18 protein-coding genes are annotated in these 20,828 nt (G+C 65.8%); 11 read left to right on the top strand and 7 right to left on the bottom strand.

From position 1 onward, the window contains the following. Positions 1-218: 218 nt before the first annotated feature. Entirely contained in the window at positions 219-2,648 is a 2,430-nt protein-coding gene (locus tag POS17_RS26495) for a discoidin domain-containing protein (protein ID WP_060841225.1), read from the bottom strand. Positions 2,649-2,922: 274 nt separating this feature from the next. Between POS17_RS26495 and POS17_RS26490 the strand changes: the two genes are divergently transcribed. After that, on the top strand, positions 2,923-4,257 hold the full coding sequence (locus tag POS17_RS26490; protein ID WP_060841224.1) for a DEAD/DEAH box helicase: 1,335 nt from the start codon (positions 2,923-2,925) through the stop codon (positions 4,255-4,257). Positions 4,258-4,316: 59 nt separating this feature from the next. On the opposite strand, the gene POS17_RS26485 is transcribed toward POS17_RS26490, so the two are convergent. After that, positions 4,317-5,564, bottom strand: coding sequence for a TIGR03862 family flavoprotein (locus POS17_RS26485; RefSeq protein WP_060841223.1), 1,248 nt, complete (start codon positions 5,562-5,564; stop codon positions 4,317-4,319). Between the two features lie 587 nt (positions 5,565-6,151). After that, the gene (locus tag POS17_RS26480; RefSeq protein WP_060841222.1) at positions 6,152-7,072 is read right to left on the bottom strand and encodes a histone deacetylase family protein; all 921 of its coding nucleotides are present in this window, start codon (positions 7,070-7,072) and stop codon (positions 6,152-6,154) included. Positions 7,073-7,147: 75 nt separating this feature from the next. On the opposite strand from POS17_RS26480, the gene POS17_RS26475 reads away from it, so the two are divergent. The 3 genes from POS17_RS26475 (at position 7,148) to POS17_RS26465 (ending at position 9,279) form a co-directional block, all read left to right on the top strand. Next, positions 7,148-7,717, top strand: coding sequence for a GNAT family N-acetyltransferase (locus POS17_RS26475; protein WP_060841221.1), 570 nt, complete (start codon positions 7,148-7,150; stop codon positions 7,715-7,717). Between the two features lie 102 nt (positions 7,718-7,819). Then, on the top strand, positions 7,820-8,689 hold the full coding sequence (gene tesB / locus POS17_RS26470; RefSeq protein WP_060841220.1) for an acyl-CoA thioesterase II: 870 nt from the start codon (positions 7,820-7,822) through the stop codon (positions 8,687-8,689). Then, entirely contained in the window at positions 8,686-9,279 is a 594-nt protein-coding gene (locus tag POS17_RS26465) for an HAD family hydrolase (RefSeq protein WP_060841219.1), read from the top strand. Before tesB ends, POS17_RS26465 begins: the two co-directional genes overlap by 4 nt. Positions 9,280-9,365: 86 nt before the next feature. Here POS17_RS26465 and POS17_RS26460 read toward each other — a convergent pair whose 3' ends face one another. Next, positions 9,366-10,337: a hypothetical protein gene (locus tag POS17_RS26460; RefSeq protein WP_060841218.1), complete on the bottom strand. Its 972-nt coding sequence runs from the start codon at positions 10,335-10,337 to the stop codon at positions 9,366-9,368. After that, complete coding sequence (gene ypfJ / locus POS17_RS26455; protein WP_060841217.1) at positions 10,338-11,231, bottom strand: KPN_02809 family neutral zinc metallopeptidase; 894 nt, start codon at positions 11,229-11,231, stop codon at positions 10,338-10,340. It abuts the gene before it with no gap. A gap of 139 nt (positions 11,232-11,370) precedes the next feature. Here ypfJ and pcaQ point away from each other — a divergent pair, with 139 nt between their 5' ends. The 3 genes from pcaQ to pcaG all read left to right on the top strand — a co-directional run bounded on the left by pcaQ (position 11,371) and on the right by pcaG (position 13,739). Continuing rightward, complete coding sequence (gene pcaQ, locus POS17_RS26450) at positions 11,371-12,300, top strand: pca operon transcription factor PcaQ (protein ID WP_060841216.1); 930 nt, start codon at positions 11,371-11,373, stop codon at positions 12,298-12,300. Positions 12,301-12,403: 103 nt separating this feature from the next. After that, positions 12,404-13,123 (top strand): protocatechuate 3,4-dioxygenase subunit beta, encoded by a 720-nt coding sequence (gene pcaH / locus POS17_RS26445; RefSeq protein ID WP_060841215.1) that lies wholly within the window; start codon positions 12,404-12,406, stop codon positions 13,121-13,123. A 10-nt stretch (positions 13,124-13,133) separates the two neighbouring features. Then, a complete protein-coding gene (gene pcaG / locus POS17_RS26440; protein ID WP_060841214.1) occupies positions 13,134-13,739 on the top strand; it encodes a protocatechuate 3,4-dioxygenase subunit alpha in 606 nt (201 codons plus the stop codon). Between the two features lie 59 nt (positions 13,740-13,798). On the opposite strand, the gene POS17_RS26435 is transcribed toward pcaG, so the two are convergent. Beyond that, positions 13,799-14,647: an aldo/keto reductase gene (locus POS17_RS26435; protein WP_060841213.1), complete on the bottom strand. Its 849-nt coding sequence runs from the start codon at positions 14,645-14,647 to the stop codon at positions 13,799-13,801. Between the two features lie 311 nt (positions 14,648-14,958). Between POS17_RS26435 and POS17_RS26430 the strand changes: the two genes are divergently transcribed. The 4 genes from POS17_RS26430 (at position 14,959) to POS17_RS26415 (ending at position 19,166) form a co-directional block, all read left to right on the top strand. Next, a complete protein-coding gene (locus tag POS17_RS26430) occupies positions 14,959-15,738 on the top strand; it encodes an IclR family transcriptional regulator (RefSeq protein ID WP_060841212.1) in 780 nt (259 codons plus the stop codon). Positions 15,739-16,309: 571 nt separating this feature from the next. Continuing rightward, positions 16,310-17,362 carry a Gfo/Idh/MocA family protein gene (locus POS17_RS26425; RefSeq protein WP_060841211.1) on the top strand — a complete coding sequence of 351 codons (1,053 nt, stop codon included), beginning with the start codon at positions 16,310-16,312 and terminating at the stop codon, positions 17,360-17,362. A gap of 7 nt (positions 17,363-17,369) precedes the next feature. Next, positions 17,370-18,185, top strand: a complete 816-nt coding sequence (locus POS17_RS26420) for a sugar phosphate isomerase/epimerase family protein (RefSeq protein ID WP_060841210.1) — start codon at positions 17,370-17,372, stop codon at positions 18,183-18,185. 102 nt (positions 18,186-18,287) lie between these two features. After that, positions 18,288-19,166 (top strand): DMT family transporter, encoded by an 879-nt coding sequence (locus tag POS17_RS26415; RefSeq protein WP_060841209.1) that lies wholly within the window; start codon positions 18,288-18,290, stop codon positions 19,164-19,166. 6 nt (positions 19,167-19,172) lie between these two features. On the opposite strand, the gene POS17_RS26410 is transcribed toward POS17_RS26415, so the two are convergent. Beyond that, positions 19,173-20,795 carry a methyl-accepting chemotaxis protein gene (locus POS17_RS26410; RefSeq protein WP_060841208.1) on the bottom strand — a complete coding sequence of 541 codons (1,623 nt, stop codon included), beginning with the start codon at positions 20,793-20,795 and terminating at the stop codon, positions 19,173-19,175. Between the last annotated feature and the right edge of the window lie 33 nt (positions 20,796-20,828).

The raw sequence follows: 20,828 nt of genomic DNA, 5'->3' as shown, positions 1-20,828 counted from the left end.
CCGGGCGTACATCGAACAGGGGGCTTTTCGTACCGGTCCTAGGCGCCCGGGTGGGGCGCTGCTGGGGGCGGGGCGCCAATCGTCCTGGGCGGCCAAGCACTGACATGCAGCGCGCTGCAGGGGCCTCGGCGAGGTCACGCAGACGGCAGCCGACAAGGGCCGCCGTCTGCGCGGGGGGAGGGGGCTGGTTGCCGGGGGCGTGAAGCCCCCGGTGAAAGTCAGTGACAGGGCCCGAGGTCGCTCCAGACCTTGCCGCTGAAGTCCGGCCCGGTGAACGCCGGGTTGCCCGGCTCCTGGCCTTGGGTCCACCAGCGGGCGAGGAAGAAGCGCCCGTTGTGGCTGACTTTCTGACCGCCCAGGTAGGCCGTGCTGCGATTCCAGGCACTTGTGCAGCCGGGCGCCGTTTGCGGCGGGGCGAGGACCGTGACGCTGTGCTCGGCGGTGGTGGTTTTCTGGCCGTTGTCCACGCTCAAGGTGAAGCGATAGCGGGTGTCCTGCTTGAGCCGCGGCGCGCTGAAGCTGATGCGCGCGCCGTCAAGCTCGAAGTCCAGTGCCGGCGTGACATGCCAGGCAAAGCTCAAGGCTCGGCCTTGCGGGTCGCTGGAACCCGAGGCATCCAGTTGCACCCGTTCATCGGCGTTGGCCTGGCTGCGACCGCTGATCACGGCGACAGGTGGCTGGATGGCCGCGACCGGCTTGAGGGCAACGGACTTGACCTCGTTGTCGGCACTGAACTCGCCTTTGGCCAGCAGCGCCCAGGCGCTGGTCGGGCTGTCGCCGCCATACACTTCGTAGCCCTTGATGTTGCCGGCGGCATCGTTGTTTTGCCGCGGCAGGTAGTTCAAGGAGGAGAAGCCTCGCTCTGCTCCGAGGTCGATGATGATCTCGTGGGGATAGCGGGCGCTGCCCGAACTCCAGTACGAGTTCGGTTTGCCATCGACGAACCACAGGCTGTTGTCGATGCCGGAGGTCTTGCCGTTGACCGAGTGGACGCGCCAGCCGCTTCTCGGCAGCGGCTTGCCCTTGGCGTCGGCCAGCAGCAGTTCGGCGATGCTGGCGACGTTGCTGCCGTTGATCGACGACGTGGCGACAAAGCGCAGGTAGCGAGCCTGGCTGGTTTCCCGGGTCTTGGCGAAGACATGGCCTTCAAGCAACTGGTCGCTGGCGCTCTTGTTCTTCTCGGCTCGTACCCCGACGTACCAGCGTCCGGGCTTGGGATGATTGACCCCCAGGGCGACGCCATGGTTTTCCAGGGTGCGGTAGTCATAGTCGCTGACGCTGGGGCGGGCGCCGTGCTTGAGCAGCAGTTGCACCTTGCCCGCGCGTTCATGGCGCGGGCCGTGGTTGATCGACAACGCCAGGCGCTCGGTGCCCTCGGGAATGTCCAGGGCCTCGTAGTGGATCGTGTCCCGTCGCAGGTCGATGGATTTGTTCAGCAGCGGTTGGGCTTCCTCGTGATCCATGGGAATCACCGCCGGGCTGTAGGCGGACATGCGCTGGGCCCCTTCACGCCACAGGCGGGCCATGTTGGCGGTGCCCAGCTGGCCCAGGGGTACGCCCAGGTTGTCCCTGACATCCGGGTTGGAGTAGTAGCCCACGTGGTTGCCACACAGGATCGTGCCCACCCGGCCGTTGTGGTAGCCGAAGCGGTCGCTGCTGCCGTCCGAGCAATGGTCGCCGCCGATGTTGTGCCCCACCTCATGGCGGAAGGTGGTGGGGGACTTGATGTTGTTGATCGAGTAGCGGCCGTTGATATTGCCCCAGCCGAGCATGGTGTCGACCCCCGGGGTGCCGACGAAGAACCCGGTCACCAGGTCGGGGCTGTATTGCCGCATGCCCTCGGCGAACAGGGTACTGACCTTGCGCATGGTGCCGTCGGGGCCGGAGGTGATCGGGTGATCCTCGGCAATCACCTGGGTGCCCACCAGGCGCAGGCGCACCCCGTTGATCAGTGACTGGCGCAGGGCATGGTTGACCGAGGCGACCTGGGCCAGGGCGTAGGCTTCGTGGTCGCCGATGTAGTCGGCGGCGGCCTGGGAGAAACCGGCCAGCAGATCGATGACGGTTTCGCCCCGGGCGTTGCGGTCGATCTGCAGGCTGCGCTGGCCGTCACGGGTTTGCAGCAGGTTGGGCACTGGCGGTTCGGCGGGCTTTTCGTAGTCGATGTTGCCGGGAGCGTGGGAGTGTCCTGTCTCGGCCGGGATCAGCGTCTGCCGACCGTCGGCATCACCGCGAATGGTGGCGTTGGGCAGCAGGGCGATGAAGCTGCCATCGCTGCGCGTTGTGACCACGACGTTGCTTTCGTTGTACGCCAGGCGGCTGGTGCCCTGGGCCCGGCCCACCAGGACCTTGATGTCCTTGAAGCGATCGTCCTGGTCCAGACGCAGGGCGCCGATGCTCAGGCCGGTGGCCTGGGTCAGGCGCTGGGTACTGGCGGCCGGTGCATTGCGCAGCCGGGGATCGGGGTTCAAGGCCTGGATGTCGATGAACGGGCCGCTGATCGCCGCGGCGCTGTCAGCGACAGTTGTGACGGGGGATGTCTCGTGGGCCAGGACCGGATTGGCCAGGGGCATGAGCAGGACGGCACCCAGGCCGGCTGCGCGGATGGCATCGGCCAGGGAAAGGGAAGGCAATGTGCGATGAGGCATGACCACTCCGGGAAAGGCACAGCGCAGCGCGAAACCTGTATTGGGAATCGTTGAGTGACGGGCGCTGATGGGATGGATTCGGGAGGTTTGCCGGCGCGGTGAATGTTATGAATCGACCTGTTGCTTGTACATGTCCGCCAGGCCTTTTCGGTCATGTACGAGGCGGTGGATGGCCGGCGATGCCAAGCGGCGGTCGGGAAAGCAAGCGCGCAAAAGTGCGGTAAACTGCCGGCCATTGCCTCTTCTGTGCTGACTTTTTCCTACGGTACCCCCAATGACATTCGCCACTCTTGGCCTGATCGAACCCTTGCTGCGCGCCCTTGAAACCCTCGGCTACCAGACCCCGACCCCGGTACAGGCACAAGCCATTCCGGCGGTCCTGGGCGGGCGTGATCTGATGGCCGCGGCCCAGACCGGCACCGGCAAGACCGCCGGTTTCGCCTTGCCGCTGCTGCAGTTGCTGACCATCGAAGGGCCGAAGGTCGACAGCAATTCGGTGCGTGCGCTGATCCTGGTGCCGACCCGGGAGCTGGCCGAACAGGTTCACGAAAGCGTGCGCCAGTACGCCGAGCACCTGCCGCTGCGCACTTATGCGGTGTATGGCGGGGTCAGCATCAACCCGCAGATGATGAAGCTGCGCAAAGGCGTGGACCTGCTGGTGGCGACTCCGGGGCGTCTGCTGGACCTGTACCGGCAGAACGCGGTGAAGTTCAGCCAGTTGCAGACCCTGGTGCTGGACGAAGCCGACCGCATGCTCGACCTGGGCTTCTCCGAGGAGCTCAAGGACATCTACGCGGCGTTGCCGAAAAAGCGCCAGACCCTGCTGTTTTCCGCGACCTTCTCCGACGCCATCCGCCTGCTGGCCGGGCAGATGCTCAAGGACCCGTTGAGCATCGAGGTCAGCCCGCGCAACGTGGCCGCCAACACGGTCAAGCAATGGGTGGTGCCGGTGGACAAGAAGCGCAAGCCGGAGCTGTTCAGCCATCTGCTGCGCAAGAACCGCTGGAAGCAGGTGCTGGTGTTCGCCAAGACCCGCAACGGCGTGGACGCCCTGGTGGAGAAGCTGCAGGGCCAGGGCGTGAACGCCGACGGCATCCACGGTGACAAGCCCCAGGCCACGCGCCAGCGCGCCCTGGACCGGTTCAAGGCCAGTGAGATCCAGATCCTGGTGGCCACCGACGTGGCGGCCCGTGGCCTGGACATCGAAGACCTGCCGCTGGTGGTCAACTTCGACCTGCCGATCGTCGCCGAGGACTACATCCACCGCATCGGTCGTACCGGCCGTGCCGGCTCCACCGGCGAGGCGATCTCCCTGGTGTGCGCCGATGAAGTCAACCTGCTGTCGGCGATCGAGATGCTCACTCGCCAGACCTTGAAGCGCCATGAAGAGCAGGATTTCGAGCCCGAGCACCGGGTGCCGGAAACCGACGCCAGCGGTCAGGTGGTCAAAAAACCGAAAAAGCCCAAGAAGCCGAAAACGTCCGGCGGTGGCGGCAAGCGCAACCTGGGCAAGTGGGTGGACAGTGGCGAAGTGGCCGAAGCCCCGGCGGTGAAACCGGTGCGCAAGGTCCCGGCGTTCAACACCGGACCGCGCAAGCGCAAACCTTGAAAGCAGCTACAAGCTGCAAGTTGTAAGCGGCAAGTTCAGGTGAGCTTGCCGCTTGTAGCTTATGGCTTGCCGCTGCTGTTCAGCCATTCGAGCATCCCCAGCCCGGCCCGCCGTCCGCTGGCAAAGCAGGCGGTCAGCAGGTAACCGCCGGTGGGGGCTTCCCAGTCGAGCATTTCCCCGGCGCAGAACACCCCCGGGATTGGCGCCAGCATCAGCCGTTCATCCAGCGCTTGGAAGGTGACGCCGCCGGCGCTGCTGATGGCTTCGTCCAGTGGCCGCGGGCGCACCAGGGTCAAGGGCAGCGCCTTGATCGCCGCCGCCAGGCGTGCCGGATCGTTGAAGGTGTCGGCGCCCGTCAGCTCCCGCAGCAACCCGGCCTTGACCCCCTCGATCCCCAACTGACTCTGCAGGTGCTTGGCCATGGAGCGCGAGCCACGCGGCTTGGCCAGGGCCGCCTGAACCTTGTCCCGAGGCTTGCCCGGCAGCAGGTCGATATGAACGGTCGCTTGCCCGTGCCGGACGATGCTGTCGCGGATCGCTGCCGACAGGGCATAGATCAGGCTGCCCTCGATGCCGCTGGCGGTGATCACGCATTCACCCAGCCGAGGGATGTCGTCATTGAGGCCGATGGCCACGTTCTTCAGCGGCGCCCCGGCGAATTTGCTGCGCAGCGGCTCGCTCCAGGCACTGACCTCGAACCCGCAATTGCTCGGTTGCAAGGGCGCCACCTGCACGCCGCGCTGTTGCAGCAGCGGCAGCCACGCACCGTCTGAACCCAGGCGCGACCAACTGCCTCCACCCAACGCCAGCAGGGTGGCATCGGCCTTTACCGCGAGCTCGCCGTCGGGGTGCTGGATACGCAGGCTGCCGTCGGCATTCCAGCCCAGCCAGCGGTGGCGGGTGTGGATAACCACCCCGGCGTCGCGCAGGCGCTTGAGCCAGGCGCGCAGCAGTGGCGCGGCCTTCATGTCGGTGGGAAACACCCGCCCGGAGCTGCCGACGAAGGTGTCGATGCCCAGGCCGTGAATCCACTGGCACAAGGCCTCGGCGCCGAATTCGCGCAGCAGCGGGGCGATGTACGGCGCCCGCTCGGCATAGCGCGAGAGGAAGGCCGGGTAGGCTTCGGAGTGGGTGATGTTCATGCCACCGACCCCGGCCAGGAGGAACTTTCGGCCCACCGATGGCATGCCGTCGTACAGATCGACCCGAACGCCGGCCTGGCTCAGTACCTCGGCCGCCATCAGGCCGGCGGGGCCGCCGCCGATGATTGCGACGTGGTGGGGCGTGGAAGAGTGCGATGCAGTCATGGCAGAGGCGGGGCTGAGGAAATAGGCCGGGCATTCTACCCGAGGTGCAGGGGGCTTGCTGGACCGATGCAGCCTGGTCAAAAACTGAGCATCGGGCTGCATGCCTTGTGTGCCGTGGGCTGGCGCGACTTTCGCGCAGGTTGTCCACAGGCAGCTCCACAGGGATTGGGGGTAAGCGGCCCACACCTGGATGACACCCTGATGAAACTGATCAAAAACTAGTCGATTGTCTGCAGGCCTTGCGCCGCGTGGGCTGTGGCGACTTTCACGCAGGTTGTCCACAGGCGGTTCCACAGCGATTGGGGGTAAGCGCTAGGGCGTCGCCGAACGCCAGATGCCGCTGATCAAAAAACAGGCACCGTACTGCAAGCCTTGTCGATAGAGGGCTGCAGCGTGTTTCACGCAGCTTATCCACAGGCGGCTCCACAGGGATTGGGGGTAAGCGACCCACAACACTGTGACCGTCTGATGGCATTGATCAAAAAACAGACGATTGCTCGCAGCCCCCGGAAAACATGGGCTGGCGGGGCTTTCTCCCAGGTTATCCACAAGCGGCTCCACAGCGGATGTGGGTAAGGCCGCCGGGTTCAGTAGCAGCCCGAGGATTCCCAGACCCGCTGTGCACTGTGATGGAGGATGCCGTGGCGCCGGGCCAGGGCCTGGCGGTCCTTGCTGTAGCCGCCGCCGATCACCCCGACCACGGGAATGTCGCGGCCCAGGCAATGGCGCATGACCCGTTCGTCGCGCTCGGCCACACCGGCATCGGTGAGCTTGAGGTAGCCCAGGGCGTCGTCCTGGTGCACGTCGACCCCGGCGTCGTACAGCACCAGGTCGGGCTGATACAGCGGCAGCAGGTAGTTGAGGGTGTCGTCCACCACCTTGAGGTAGTCGGCGTCGCCCATGCCCATGGGCAGTGGGATATCCCAGTCGCTCTGGGCCTTGCGTGCGGGGAAGTTCTTTTCACAGTGCAGCGAGACGGTCACCGCATCGGGGGTATGTTGCAGGATCCGTGCAGTGCCATCGCCCTGGTGTACGTCGCAGTCGAAGATCAGCACTCGCCCCACGCGCCCGCTTTGCAGCAGGTAATGGCTGATCACCGCCAGGTCATTGAAGATGCAGAACCCCGCCGGATAGTCGTAGTGGGCGTGATGGGTGCCGCCGGCCAGGTGGCAGGCCAGGCCATGTTGCAGGGCCTTTTCGGCCGTCAGCAGGGAGCCGCCGACAGCGCGCACGGTGCGCCGGGCCAGGGCTTCGCTCCAGGGCAGGCCAAGGCGCCGCTGGTCTTCCCGGGACAACTCGCCGCTCATGTAGCGCTCGATATACGCGGGGTCGTGGGCCAGGGCGAGGATGTCGGCCGGGCACAGCTCGGGGCGCAGCAGCTCGGCGTCGCGGGTCAGGCCGCTGTCCACCAGGTGGTCGCGCAGCAGGCGGAACTTGTCCATGGGGAAGCGGTGTTCCGGCGGAAACTCGGGGCTGTAGTCGTCGTGATAGATCAGTGGCAATGACATGGCATTTTCTTAGAGGAACCCGTGAAGGATCCTATCAGCGATGTAGACTTGCACCCATGGAAACGGAGGGGCCCGATGGAGCCAATATTGCAACTCGAAAGCGCGCGCCTGTTGCTGCGCCAGTGGCGTGATGATGATTTGCCGGCATTTGCCGCTATGTGTGCCGATCCGCAGGTCATGCGCTACTTTCCCGCGCCCTTGAGTCGTCTGGAAAGTGCCGCGCTGATCGGGCGCATACGCGGGCATTTCGCCGAACATGGCTTTGGCCTCTGGGCGCTTGAACGTAAGGATAACGGTGCCTTTATCGGCTTTACCGGGCTGCTGGAGGTGGGCTTCGAAGCGACCTTTACCCCTGCGGTGGAGATCGGCTGGCGCCTGGCCCGGGAACACTGGGGCCTGGGGTATGCCAGCGAAGCGGCCTGGACTGCCTTGCGTTGCGCGTTCGATCGACTGGCCCTGGACGAAGTCGTGGCCTTCACCACCCGCAATAACCTGCCGTCGCAGAAAGTCATGCAGGCCATTGGCATGCATCACGCGGCCCAGGAGGATTTCGAACACCCTAAACTCGCCGCCGATCATCCGTTGCGCGAGCATGTGCTGTACCGCATTACCCGCGAACAATGGCTGGAAACCTTGCATGGATAGCAGGCGCGCACGTTTAGAATGTGCCGACGAGATACCTGGCCCCAATTGATAGACCGCCGCAGCCGAGATTGCGCGGTTTTGCCCTGTGTGAGGAGAGTCTGAATGAGTCATGTGCTGGATGATCTGGTCGATCTGTTGACCCTGGAAGCCATCGAGGAAAACCTGTTTCGCGGTCGCAGCCAGGACCTGGGTTTTCGCCAGCTGTTTGGCGGCCAGGTGCTCGGCCAGTCGTTGTCCGCGGCCAGTCAGACGGTGGAGGAGGCGCGCCATGTGCACTCCATGCATGGCTACTTCCTGCGTCCCGGCGACGCCGCCTTGCCGGTGGTCTACCAGGTGGATCGGGTGCGCGACGGCGGCAGCTTCAGTACCCGGCGGGTGACCGCGATCCAGAAGGGCAACCCGATCTTCACCTGCAGTGCTTCCTTCCAGTACGACGAAGAAGGTTTCGAGCACCAGAACAGCATGCCCCAGGTGGTCGGGCCGGAAAACCTGCCGTCGGAGCTGGAGATCACCACCCAGCGCGCGCACCTGATTCCCGAGCACATGCGCGAGAAACTGCTGTGCCCCAAGCCCATCGAAGTGCGCCCGGTGACCGAGAAGGACCCCTACAACCCGCAGCCGATGGACCCGGTGAAGTACGTCTGGTTCCGCGCCGACGGCGCCCTGGCGGACATCCCGGCGCTGCACAAATACCTGCTGGCCTACGCCTCGGACTTCGGCCTGCTGACCACCTCGATGCTGCCCCACGGCAAGTCGGTGTGGCAGAAGGACATGCAGGTCGCCAGCCTCGATCACGCCCTGTGGTTCCACGCCGACCTGCGGGCCGACGACTGGCTGCTGTACGCCATGGACAGCCCCTGGGCCGGCAATTCCCGGGGCTTTTCCCGGGGCAGCGTGTTCAACCGCTCCGGGCAACTGGTAGCCTCGGTGACTCAGGAAGGGTTGATCCGTCATCGCAAGGATTGGGCATGAGTCTTTCAGAGATAAAACACTGGGTGTTCGACATGGACGGCACCCTGACCATCGCCGTGCATGATTTCGCGGCGATCCGCGAGGCGCTGTCGATTCCTCCAGAGGACGACATCCTCACGCACCTGGCGGCCTTGCCGGCGGACGAGTCCGCGGCCAAGCATGCCTGGCTGCTGGAGCACGAGCGCGACCTGGCCCTGGGTTCGCGCCCGGCGCCGGGCGCGGTGGAACTGGTGCGGGACCTGGCCGGGCGCGGTTATCGCCTGGGCATCCTCACGCGCAATGCCCGGGAACTGGCCCACGTGACCCTGGAAGCCATCGGCCTGGCGGACTGCTTTGCCAAGGCCGATGTACTGGGGCGCGACGAGGCCCCGCCCAAACCCCATCCCGGTGGTTTGCTCAAGCTGGCCGAGGCTTGGGACGTGGCGCCGCAGCGCATGGTGATGGTGGGTGACTACCGCTTCGACCTGGACTGCGGGCGCGCCGCGGGAACGCGCACGGTGCTGGTGAACCTGCCGGACAACCCCTGGCCGGAGCTGACCGACTGGCATGCCCGGGATTGCGCGCAGCTGCACGAACTGCTGTCGGCCTGAAGGCCGGCTCTCCGGCAAGCCGGCTGCTGCCCGCCCCGTAGGCGCCGGCTTGCCGGCGAAAGCGTCATGGCTGGCAGCGCCTTGGTCTAGTTGAACAGCGCCGCCTGCCCTTCGGCTGAGGTGAACATTCGGTCGCCGTCATGCCCGACGCCGGGTACTTCCACCAGCCGTTGTGGCAAGCCTTGCGGGTGACGCCGCATCAGGTAGTCGAAATAGTTGCGTCCGCGAATCAGCCGGTAGGCCCCCTGAGTCTCGGCCGCGCAGCTCTTGTCCAGGGCCGGGTGGTTGGGGTCGACGTCCTGCTGGCCCAGCAGGTAGGTGATGTCGCGCGCCACGTAGCCCTGTTCGAGTTGCGCCGGGGACTGCCCGGCGGCATAGGCCGGCAGCCGGTTCAGGCCATATTTCCAGTCATTGAAACCCGGGCAGTTGACCGGCGCGAATGCCACCGGGCGTGTGGCATCGAAGTAGGCGTAGGACGACGGATTGGCGATCACGAAGCGCAGGCCGATGCCGAGCTTTTCCAGCTCGGAATGCTTGCCGGTGGTCAGGGCATAGCGCTGCACCACCTGAGCGCCACCGGAGTGACCGGCGATCACCACTTCCTTGAGTGCGGGAAAGAGCCGGCGGTCCTGCAGGCGCCGGAGGATGGCGTCCAGCACCGCATAGGCGCTGATGGCCACGGGGCCGGCAGCGGGTTCGCCGGCCATCCAGGCATTGCCCTGCCAGCGCAGCAGCGTGGCCGGCAACGGATGGCGGGCGCTGTCGCCCTGGTTGAGAAACTGTGGGGCGATCACCAGGGTCGCGGCGCTTTGCCCGGCCCGTGCGGCAGCATTTTTGCCGCTCTTCAGGTAAGTCTGGGCGTTGCGCAGACGACCGTGAACGATGATCAGCGCCCGCTGTACGCCGGGCAGCGGCTGGCGCCAGTCCTGGCTCAGGCCCAGGGCCAGCTGCCCGCCCTCCAGGGGCAGGCGTCCGGGGCTGATGACCTTGACCCCGTGTTCAGCGGCCTGGGCGCTCAGGCTGCCCAGGCACAGCAGCAGTGCCAGCAGGCGACGCATCTACAGGCTCTTGGCGGCAAAGGTGTCGCACTGGCCGACCTGGCCCTGGCTGAAGCCGGTCTTGAACCAGCGCACCCGTTGCGCCGAGGTGCCATGGGTGAAGGAGTCCGGCACGACCCGGCCCTGGCCTTGCTGCTGCAGGCGGTCGTCGCCGATGGCGTTGGCGGCATTCAGGGCTTCTTCCACGTCCCCCGGTTCCAGCCAGTTCAGGCGTTGCTGGGCGTGGTAGGCCCAGACCCCGGCCAGGCAATCGGCCTGCAGTTCCTGGCGCACCAGCAAGCCGCCATCGCCTTCCATCTGCCGCCCTTGCTGACGCGCCGCCTGGATCTTCGCCGACACCCCGAGCAGGGTTTGCACGTGGTGCCCGACTTCGTGGGCGATCACATAGGCCTGGGCGAAGTCGCCGGCGGCGGAAAAGCGCTGGGCCATTTCCCGGAAGAAGTCCATGTCCAGGTACACCTGGCGATCGGCCGGGCAGTAGAAGGGCCCGCTGGCGGAAGTCGCCGCGCCACAGGCGGAGTTGACCCGGCCACGGAACAGAATCAGCTTGGGCGCCTGGTACTGGCGGCCGGCCTGCTGAAAGATCTGGCCCCAGGTGTCTTCGGTATCACCGAGGATGGCGCGCACGAATTCCGCCTGCTCATCGTTGGCCGGGGGCGCCTTGCGCGCCTGGGGGGTGGCCGGCGCCGAGGTCTGGCTGCTCTGGCCGAGCAATTGCCCGAGAATTTGCAGCGGGTCCTGGCCGGTGGCCCAGCCGATACCGACGATCAGCACGATCGCCGTCAGGCTCAACCCCTTGCCGCCGCCAAACCGCATGCCACCGCCACCGCCATTGCTGCTGTCATCTCGCACATCGACGACGTTGTCGCTGCGCCGGCCTTTTTTCCAAAGCATGGGGGAGTCCTCGTTTTTGCTGCTGGTCAGTGTTGCTGGTGGCTCAGACCGGCGCCAGTCCGGTCGTCAGGGATTTTTGCGCACGCTACCATGGCCCGGCGCCGGATCGATCCGGTCCAGACTCATTCGGGGCTTGCTATTGAACATCGATACCCGCATCAAATTCCGTCACTTGGTGTGTTTTCTTGAAATGGCCCGCCAGGGCAGCCTGGCCCGAGCCGCCGATAGGCTGGCGGTGAGCCAGCCGGCAATGTCGAAAACCCTCAAGGAACTGGAGGCCCTGCTGGAAACCCGGCTGTTTGCCAGGAGCAAGGCCGGCCTCAGCCTGACCGAGGCCGGGCGGGCCTTCCTGCGTTACGCCGGGCCTTCGGTGCAGGCCCTGCGCGAAGGCGTCAGCAGCCTGCGCGGCGGCGAATATGCCGCCGGGCTGGTCCGCATCGGCGTGCTGTCCACCGTGGAAAGCCTGCTGCTGCCGGAGGTGATGCGGCGCCTGCACCAGCGGCACTCGGCATTGACCGTGAGCGTGGTGACCGGCCCGAGCGCCTATCTGCTGTCGCAGTTGCGGGTCGGCGATCTGGACCTGGTGGTGGGCCGCATGACCGAGAGTCCGGAGATCCAGGGCCTGAGCTTCGAGCACCTGTACAGCGAATCCATGACCCTGGTGGCTCGCCCCGAGCATCCGCTGGTGGTCGGTCCCTTCACCCGTGACGCGGTGAGCGAATATCCCCTGGTGCTGCCCCTGGCCGGCACCAGCATCCGCAAGCATGCCGACAGCCTGTTCGTGCAGTGCGGCATTGCCCAGTCGGCACAGCGTTTGGAAACCCTGTCGGTGGCCCTGAGCCGGCGTTACACCCTGTCCAGCGATGCGCTGTGGATCGCGCCGCTGGATGCGGTGCGCCTGGACCTGGCCAATGGCGAACTGCAGGAACTGGACCTGGGCCTGCGCGAGCCCGGCGGTTCGCTGGGCATCTCCAGCAACGCCAGCCTGCCGCTGTCCCTGGCGGCGCAATGGGCGGTCGAGGTACTCAGGGAGGTGGGACAGGCCTATCGCGAAGGCTGTTATCCATAACCATTTGGTTATGGGTTGAGGGCGGCATTTCAATTTTCCGCGCTCCTGATTTGTTTGAAACTGCACCCGCTGCGCTCCATAAATCAAACAACAGGAGAACGACATGTCTGATGCAGACAGCAGTCGCTTCGTGATTCGCGACCGTAATTGGCACCCCAAGGCCCTGACCCCCGACTACAAGACCTCCGTTGCCCGCTCGCCGCGCCAGGCGCTGGTGAGCATTCCGCAATCGCTGAGCGAAACCAGCGGCCCGGACTTTTCCCACCTGCGCACCGGGCGCTTCGATAACGACCTGTTGCTCAACTTCAATAACGGCGGCTTGCCGGTAGGGGAGCGGATCATCGTTTCCGGGCGGGTCTGCGACCAGTACGGCAAACCCATTCCCCACACCCTGGTGGAGATGTGGCAAGCCAACGCCGGCGGCCGTTACCGGCACAAGAACGACCGCTACCTGGCGCCCCTGGACCCGAACTTCGGCGGCGTCGGCCGGGCCCTGACCGACCGCGACGGCTACTACAGCTTCCGCACCATCAAGCCCGGCCCCTACCCATGGCGCAACGGCCCCAACGACTGGCGCCCGGCGCATATCCACTTCTCCATCAGCGGTCCGTCGATTGCCACGCGCTTGATCACCCAGCTGTATTTCGAAGGCGATCCCTTGATTCCGCTGTGCCCGATCGTCAAGTCCATCGCCAATCCGGATGCGGTGCAAAGCCTGATCGCGCGCCTGGACATGGGCAACGCCAATCCCATGGACTGCCTGGCCTACCGCTTCGACATCGTGTTGCGCGGCCAGCGCAAGACCCACTTCGAAAACTGCTGAGGAGCCCGCCATGCCTGTTCAACTGCTGCCTGAAACCCCCTCGCAAACGGCCGGCCCCTATGTGCACATCGGCCTGGCCCTGGCGGCGGCGGGTAACCCGACCCGCCCCGAGGAAATCTGGAACCAGATGGCCAAGCCCGATGCGCCGGGCGAACGGATCCTGCTGATCGGCCATGTGTACGACGGCAACGGCCACCTGGTGCGCGATTCCTTCCTGGAGTTCTGGCAGGCCGATTCTGCCGGGGTCTACGACCCGGTGTTCGACACCGAAAAGCCGTTCAACTGCTTTGGCCGCACCGCCACCACCTTCGATGCCGGGGAATGGACCCTCAACACGGTCAAGCCCGGGGTGGTGAAGAACGCTGCCGGGGTGCCCATGGCGCCGCACATCAACCTGTCGCTGTTTGCCCGGGGGATCAATATCCACCTGCACACCCGGCTGTACTTTGCCGATGAGCCGGAGGCCAACGCCCAGTGCCCGGTGCTGAACCTGATCGAGCAGCCGCAGCGCCGGGAAACCCTGCTGGCCCATCCTTGCGAGATCAATGGCCAGCGCGCCTACCGTTTCGACATCCGCATTCAGGGTGAGGGCGAGACGGTATTCTTCGACTTCTGAAACATCGCCGGGCCGCCCCTCCAGAAACCTTTCCCTGACGCCGCGCCGTGGGGTGGGCATCAGTGGTCGCAAGCGTCCCAGGCCGGAGCGAAGTCCGGACTGACCTGACGCTGATCCTTGGGCAGGGCGGCGATCAGCGCCCGGTCTGCATCGTCCAGGCGAATCTTCAGGGAGTCCAGGTTGGCCAGTTGGTTGGCCCGGCTGCTGGCCTTGGGGATCGCCGCGACGTTGTCCTGGTCCAGCAACCATTTGAGCGCCACCTGGGTCGGCAACACGCCGTGCTTGGCGGCGATCTGCTGGATCTCGGCCACCTCTGAAACCTTGTTGCGCGCCAGCGGGGTATAGGCGGTCAGCACCATGTCGCGTTCGCGGGCGTAATCCAGCAGGCCGCGCTGCCCCAGCAGCACGTGGTACTCCACCTGGATCGCCGACAACGGCGCGCCCAATTCCTCGACCACCCGGCGCAGCAGGGCCAGGGGAAAGTTGGCCACGCCAATGTGCTTCACCCAGCCTTGTTCCTTGAACGACACCAGGGTGTCGATGCTGCGCTCCAGCTCCCAGTCGCTGGCGGGCCAGTGGATGTGGAACAGGTCGACGTAGTCGCTGCGCAGGGCTTTCAGGCTACGCTCCAGCGAGTGGCGCATGGCATCGGGCTGCAACTGGTCCCACCAGACCTTGGTGGTGACGTGGATCTGCTCCCGGGGGACCGCGCTATTGGCCAGGGCCAGGCCCACGGCTTCTTCGTTGTGGTAGGCCTGGGCCGTGTCGATGTGCCGGTAACCCAGCTCCAGGGCCTGTTCCACGGCGCGGGTGCATTCCAGATCGAGCATCGGCCAGGTGCCCAGGCCGAGCTTGGGCATGTGCAGGCCACTGTGGGTCAGGACCGGGCAATCTAGGGTGTGAGGCATGGGCAATCTCCCTGTGGATAAAGCAGCGCAGCCGGGGGCGACAGGTCGGGGCGGTGGCCGGCGGTTGAGGGGCGTACAGCACGCTCGGTCGGACGATGCCCGGCCAATAGGGCTGTGGCGCAGTCGCTGGATGCTGGATTTGTGGAAGGTGGTTCCAAAAAATATACGGGCTCGGCTAACCTGCGCACAAGGCGTTGTGCCGGGCCCCGGGTCCGGCCGCGTCGATTCTGGGCGGTAATCGAACCCTGCCGCGCAGTTCCCCAACCGGCCCGTTGTCACTAGAATCGGCCAAATTTTGTCGGGACCCGACCATGGCTGGCAGTCAAATCGAACGCGTCTTCAGCGTTCTCGAACGTCTTACCGGTGACCCCCGCGGCCTGCCCCTGCAGACCCTGGCGGAACAGCTGGAGATCCCCAAAAGTGCAACCCATCGCCTGCTGGCGGAGTTGATTCGCCTGGGCTATGTGCGCCAGAACCCGGACAACCTGCGCTACCAGCTGTCCACCCGGCTGGTGGCCATGGGCTTTCGCTACCTTGCGGTCAGCGGCGCCGACATTGTCCAGCCGGTGCTCGATCGGCTGGCCCAGGAGGCCGGCGAGCTGGTGCGCCTGGGCGTGATCGAGGGCGAGCGCCAGACCTGGATCGCCAAGTCCCAGGGCGCCCGTTCCGGCCTGCGCTACGACCCGGACATGGGCCGCGAGGCGCCGCTGTTCTATACCGCTTCCGGGCATGCCTGGCTGGCCACCCTGAGCGATGCCGAGGCCTTGTCGCTGGTGGAGCGCCAGGGCGTGGAGCCCCCGGCGGACCTGGGGCCCAATGCACCGCGCTCGAACATCGAGTTGCTCGAACGCCTGCGCCTGGCCCGCGAGCAGGGCTACGCCTGGGTCGAGGAAAGTTCGGCGGTCGGCACCTCGGCGATTGCCGCCGTGGTGCGTCATCCCATCGATGGCCGGGTGGTGGGCGTGCTCAGCATCGCCGGCCCCAGCGCGCGCCTGCCGTTGGCGCGGCTGCACCAACTGGCGCCGTTGCTGCTGCGCTTTGCCGAAGAGCTGTCGGCCGCCAGCCAGGCTTCCGAACTGTTCAACCTGTAGCCGCTGCCGAGCTTGCGAGGCTGCGCAAAGGCCCGCAGGGCCTTGCCTGGCGATCTACCGTCGGGCGGGTGGTGGCCTTGATATCGCCGCGTCTGTTGCACAGCCGTTCGCAGCCTGCGGCAGCGGCTACAAAGGCTTCGGTATGTCCTCTGTAGCCGCTGCCGAGCCTGCGAGGCTGCGCAAAGGCCCGCAGGGCCTTGCCTGGTGATCTCCCGCCGAACAGGTGGTGGCCTTGATACCGCCGCGTCTGTTGCACAGCCGTTCGCAGCCTGCGGCAGCGGCTACATAGGCTTCGGTATGCCCTCTGTAGCCGCTGCCGAGCCTGCGAGGCTGCGCAAAGGCCCGCAGGGCCTTGCCTGGCGATCTCCCGTCGGGCGGGTGGTGGCCTTGATATCGCCGCGTCTGTTGCACAGCCGTTCGCAGCCTGCGGCAGCGGCTACACGAGCCTCGGCTCGGCACAAAGCCGTTCGATAATCGGACGGTATTTTTTATCCCTCTTGTATGAAAATGGAACTGGGTTCTAAATATTTGGAATTCATCGTCCCTATAACAATCACAAGAGGATCTTCCATTGAACTCGCCACTGCGCATTGCCCTGATCGGCGTCGGCAACATGGGGCAGCAGCACTACCAGCACCTCAAGACCCTGGCCGAGGCCCGGCTGTGTGCCGTGGCCGATCCCGGCCCCGAGGCCTTCGCCGTCGCCGCGCAATGGCAGGTGCCGCATTTCAGCGATCACCGAACCCTGCTGGAGGACATTCGCCCGGACGCGGTGATCGTCGCCAATCCCAACAATCTTCACGTCAGCACTGCCCTGGATTGCCTGGCCGCAGGCGTGCCGGTGCTGCTGGAAAAACCGGTGGGCGTGCACCTGGATGAAGTACGCGAGCTGGTGGCGGCATCGCGCAACACGGGCGTGCCGGTGCTAGTGGGCCACCACCGGCGCCACAATCCATTGATCGCCCGCGCCCATGCTTTGGTGCACAGCGGCGCCCTGGGCCGCCTGACCAACGTCACCGCGCTCTGGCAGTTGCGCAAACCCGAGAGCTACTTCGATATTCCCTGGCGCCGCGAGGCCGGGGCCGGCATGTTGCTGACCAACCTGATCCACGACCTGGACCTGCTGCGCCACCTGTGTGGCGAAGTGCGACAAGTGCAGGCCATCACCAGCAACAGCGTGCGCGGCTACGCCAACGAAGATTGCGCCGCGGTGCTGCTGCAGTTCGACAGCGGCGCCTTGGGCAGCCTGACCGGTTCCGATGCCGCGGCCGCGCCCTGGAGTTGGGAGCTGGATGCCGGGGAGAACCCGGTGTATCCGCGTCAGGCCGACCAGCCTTGCTACCTGCTGGCCGGCACCGAGGGCGCGCTGAGCATTCCCCAGCTCAAGCACTGGCATTACGCCGAAGCCGGGGAGGGTTGGCATCAACCCTTGCTGATGCAGCAGGAGGTCTTCGAGCCGGGCGAGGCCCTGCGCTTGCAATTGCTGCACTTCGTCCAAGTCGTCCGCGGCGAAGTCGCGCCCCTGGTCAGCGCCGCCGATGCCGCGCGCACCCTGGCGTTGGTCGAGGCGATTCGCCAGGCCGCGGCCACGGGTCGCGCCTGCACCCCAACCCCGATTGAGTGAACGACTGATGAGTGAACGGATTTTTTCCCTGGCCAGCCTGACCGTGCTGGAGCTGTCACCACCGGAGATGGTGGAGGTGGCGGCCCGGGCCGGCTACAGCCATGTCGGCCTGCGCCTGGAACCGGCGACCCCGGAGGAGCATCACTTCCCGCTGGTGGCGGATGCCGGCTTGCGTCGCCAGACCCTGGCGCGCCTGCGCGATAGCGGCGTGCGGGTGCTGGATGTGGAGATCCTGCGGCTCAAGCCGCAGACCCGGGTGGGGGACTTCGAAGCGCTGCTGGCGGTGGGCGCCGAGTTCGCCGCCAGCGAGTTGCTGGTGGCGGGCAATGACCCGGACGAGGCGCGCATGACCGACAACTTCGCCGCCCTGTGCGATCTGGCGCGGCAGTACGGGTTGCACCCGCACCTGGAGTTCATGCCCTGGACCGACGCGCGCAACCTGGAGCAGGCCGTGCGGGTGGTGGAAAACGCCGGTCGTGACAATGGCTGCGTGCTGGTGGACGCCTTCCATTTCGACCGTTCGGGGTCGCGTCTGGCGGACCTGGCCAAGGTTGATCCGGCGCGCCTGCGTTACGCGCAGTTGTGCGACGTGGCCGGGCCACGGCCGGACGACATGCAGGAGATCCTGCGCCAGGCCCGTAACGAGCGGCGCTTTCCGGGGCAGGGCGATTGTGATCTGGCGGGGTTGCTCAAGTGTCTGCCGCCGGAGTTGCCCCTGAGCTTGGAAATTCCCACGGTGCAATTGCTCGAACAGGGCGTGAGTGCCTTGCAGCGGGCACAGATGGCGCTGGATGCAACTCGCGCGCTGCTGGCCAGGACCTGAGTGGGCGGGAGGGCTTTCGCCGGCAAGCCGGCTCCTACAAATACCCGCTAGGAGCCAGCTTGCCGGCGAAGCTGTGTCTTCAATCACCTTCAAGGAATGCCCATGACCCGCAGCACGCCCCTTTCCGGGATCAATCAGCCTTTCAAGGGCATCCTGCTGATCGTCCTGGCGACCTTCCTGTTCGCCAGCCACGATGCCCTGTCCAAATACCTCTCGGGGTTCTTCCCGGTGATCATGGTGGTCTGGGCCCGATACCTGGTCCACACCTTGCTGATGGCCGGGATCTTCCTGCCGCAATCCGGCCTGCGGGTGCTGCGCAGCAAGCGACCGCTGCTGCAAGTGCTGCGGGCCTTGTGCCTGCTCAGCACCAGCTTGCTGTTCACCTCGGCGCTGCTGTTCATCCCCCTGGCCGAGGCGACGGCGGTCAACTTTCTCGCGCCGGTGCTGGTCACCGCGTTGTCGGTGCCCTTGCTCGGCGAGCAGGTGACCCGCGGCCAGTGGCTGGCGGTGATCTGCGGTTTTGTCGGGGTGCTGATCATCGTCCACCCGGGCGGTGAACTCTTCACGCCGGCGGTGCTGCTGCCGTTCTGTTCGGCGCTGTTCTTCTGCTTCTATCAACTGCTGACCCGCAAGCTGGCCGAGCACGACAGCCCCACCACCAGCAACTTCTTCGCCGGGTTGTGCAACACCCTGGTGATGACGGCGCTGGTGCCGTTCTTCTGGCAGACCCCGGGGATTGTCCATGGCGTGCTGATGCTGGCGCTGGGGGCCTGTGGCATGTGCGCCCACCTGTTCCTGACCCAGGCCTTTCGCCATGCGGCACCGGCGCTGTTGGCGCCCTTCGGCTATTGCCAGATTGTCTTTGCCGGGCTGCTGGGCTGGCTGCTGTTCAGCCACACGCCGGATGGGATTACCCAAGTGGGCATCGCCGTGATCTGCCTCAGCGGGCTGGCGGCGGCCTGGCAGCAACGCCGCCGCTGAGACGGCTCAGAAGCGGAAGCGCACCACCAGGTTCTGCAGGCCGGCCGCCAGGTGCGACAGCTCCTGGCTGGTGGCGTTGGTGCGCGTGGCGGCATCGGCGCTTTCCAGGGACAGGTCGCGGATGTTCAGCAGGTTGCGGTCCACTTCACGGGCCACCTGGGCCTGTTCTTCCGAGGCACTGGCGATCACCAGGTTGCGCTCGTGGATCTGCTCCATGGCCCGGGTGATTTCCCCCAGGGCCAGCCCGGCCTGTTCGGCGATGGACAGGGTCTGGGCCACCCGCTGACTGTTGCCGTGCATGGACTGCACCACGCTGTCGGTGTCGCCCTGGACCCGGCCGATCATCTGTTCGATTTCCTGGGTCGACTGCTGGGTGCGATGGGCCAGGGCCCGCACTTCGTCTGCCACTACGGCAAAACCACGCCCGGCTTCCCCAGCCCGCGCGGCCTCGATGGCGGCGTTCAGGGCCAGCAGGTTGGTCTGTTCGGCAATGGCGCGGATCACGTCCAGCACCTTGCCGATTTCCCGTGACTGCTCGGCCAGGGTCTGCACTTGCTGCAGGGCGGTGCCGACATCGCTGCTCATGGCCTGGATCGAGTCCAGGGTCTCGATCACCCGGGTCTGTCCCTGGGCGGCCTGGGCGGTGGACTGGCGGGTGGTGTCGGAGGTGGACACCGCGTTGCGCGCCACTTCCTCGACGGCCGCGGTCATCTCGTTGACCGCGGTGGCCGCTTGCTCGATTTCGTTGTGTTGCTGCTGCAGGCGGCTGGAGTCCTGGTGGGTGCTCTGGCTCATCTGTTGCGCGGCGGCGGCCAGTTGGGTCGAGGTGCTGCTGATCAGTTGCAGGGTTTCACGCAGGCTGGCCTGCATGCTGGCCAGGGCCTTGAGCAGGCGCGCGGTTTCATCGCTGCCCTCGCTGTGGATCGGGCGGCTGAGATCACCGGCGGCCACTTGCTCGGCCACGCCCACGGCCTGGCGGATGGGCATGACGATGCTGCGAATCAGCAGCCAGGCCAGGCACAGGGTCAGCACGGCGACGGCCAGCAGGGCGCCGATCACCGTGACTTTGACCTGGGTGTACAGCGCGTCGGCACGCTGGGCCGACTGGCTGACTTCCTCGGCGGTCAGGTTCATCAGTTCGGTGAACTGGTCGCCGGTCTGGGTCGAGTAATCCTGGATCTTGCCGTTGAGCAGGGCCGTCATCTCGCTGCTGCGATTGTCCCGGGACAGGGCTTCGTACTCGGCCAGGGCCTGTTGGTAGCTCTTGACCGTGGCGAGGAATGTCTCGTACTGCACCCGGTTGTGATCGCCTACCAGCGGCGCGAACCTGGCCAGGGCCTGGTCGAGCCAGGCTTGCACCTGATGCAGGCGGGCAATGGTGCTTTCCAGCACTTTGGGTTCACGGTTGAGGGCCATGCGTAGGCTCAGCACGCGGATGCTCAGCACGTAGTCGCGCACTTCTCCCAGGTAGCGGGTGCTGGGCAGGGAAATGTTTTCGGTGTGTTGGCCGGTGGCGCGGACTTCGGCCACTTGCTTGAGGGCGAACAGCCCCTGCAGCAGGACCAGCAGGGCAATCACGCCGAAGCTGATCACGGCGCGCTTGGCGATGCTCAGGTTACCCAGCGTCATGGGACGATCTCCGAGTGTGGAAAAACAAAAGGG

Source organism: Pseudomonas sp. Os17 (assembly GCF_001547895.1).
GTDB lineage: Bacteria > Pseudomonadota > Gammaproteobacteria > Pseudomonadales > Pseudomonadaceae > Aquipseudomonas.
Note: the sequence above shows the minus strand (reverse complement) of the source record. Positions and strands in the feature narration are given on the sequence as shown.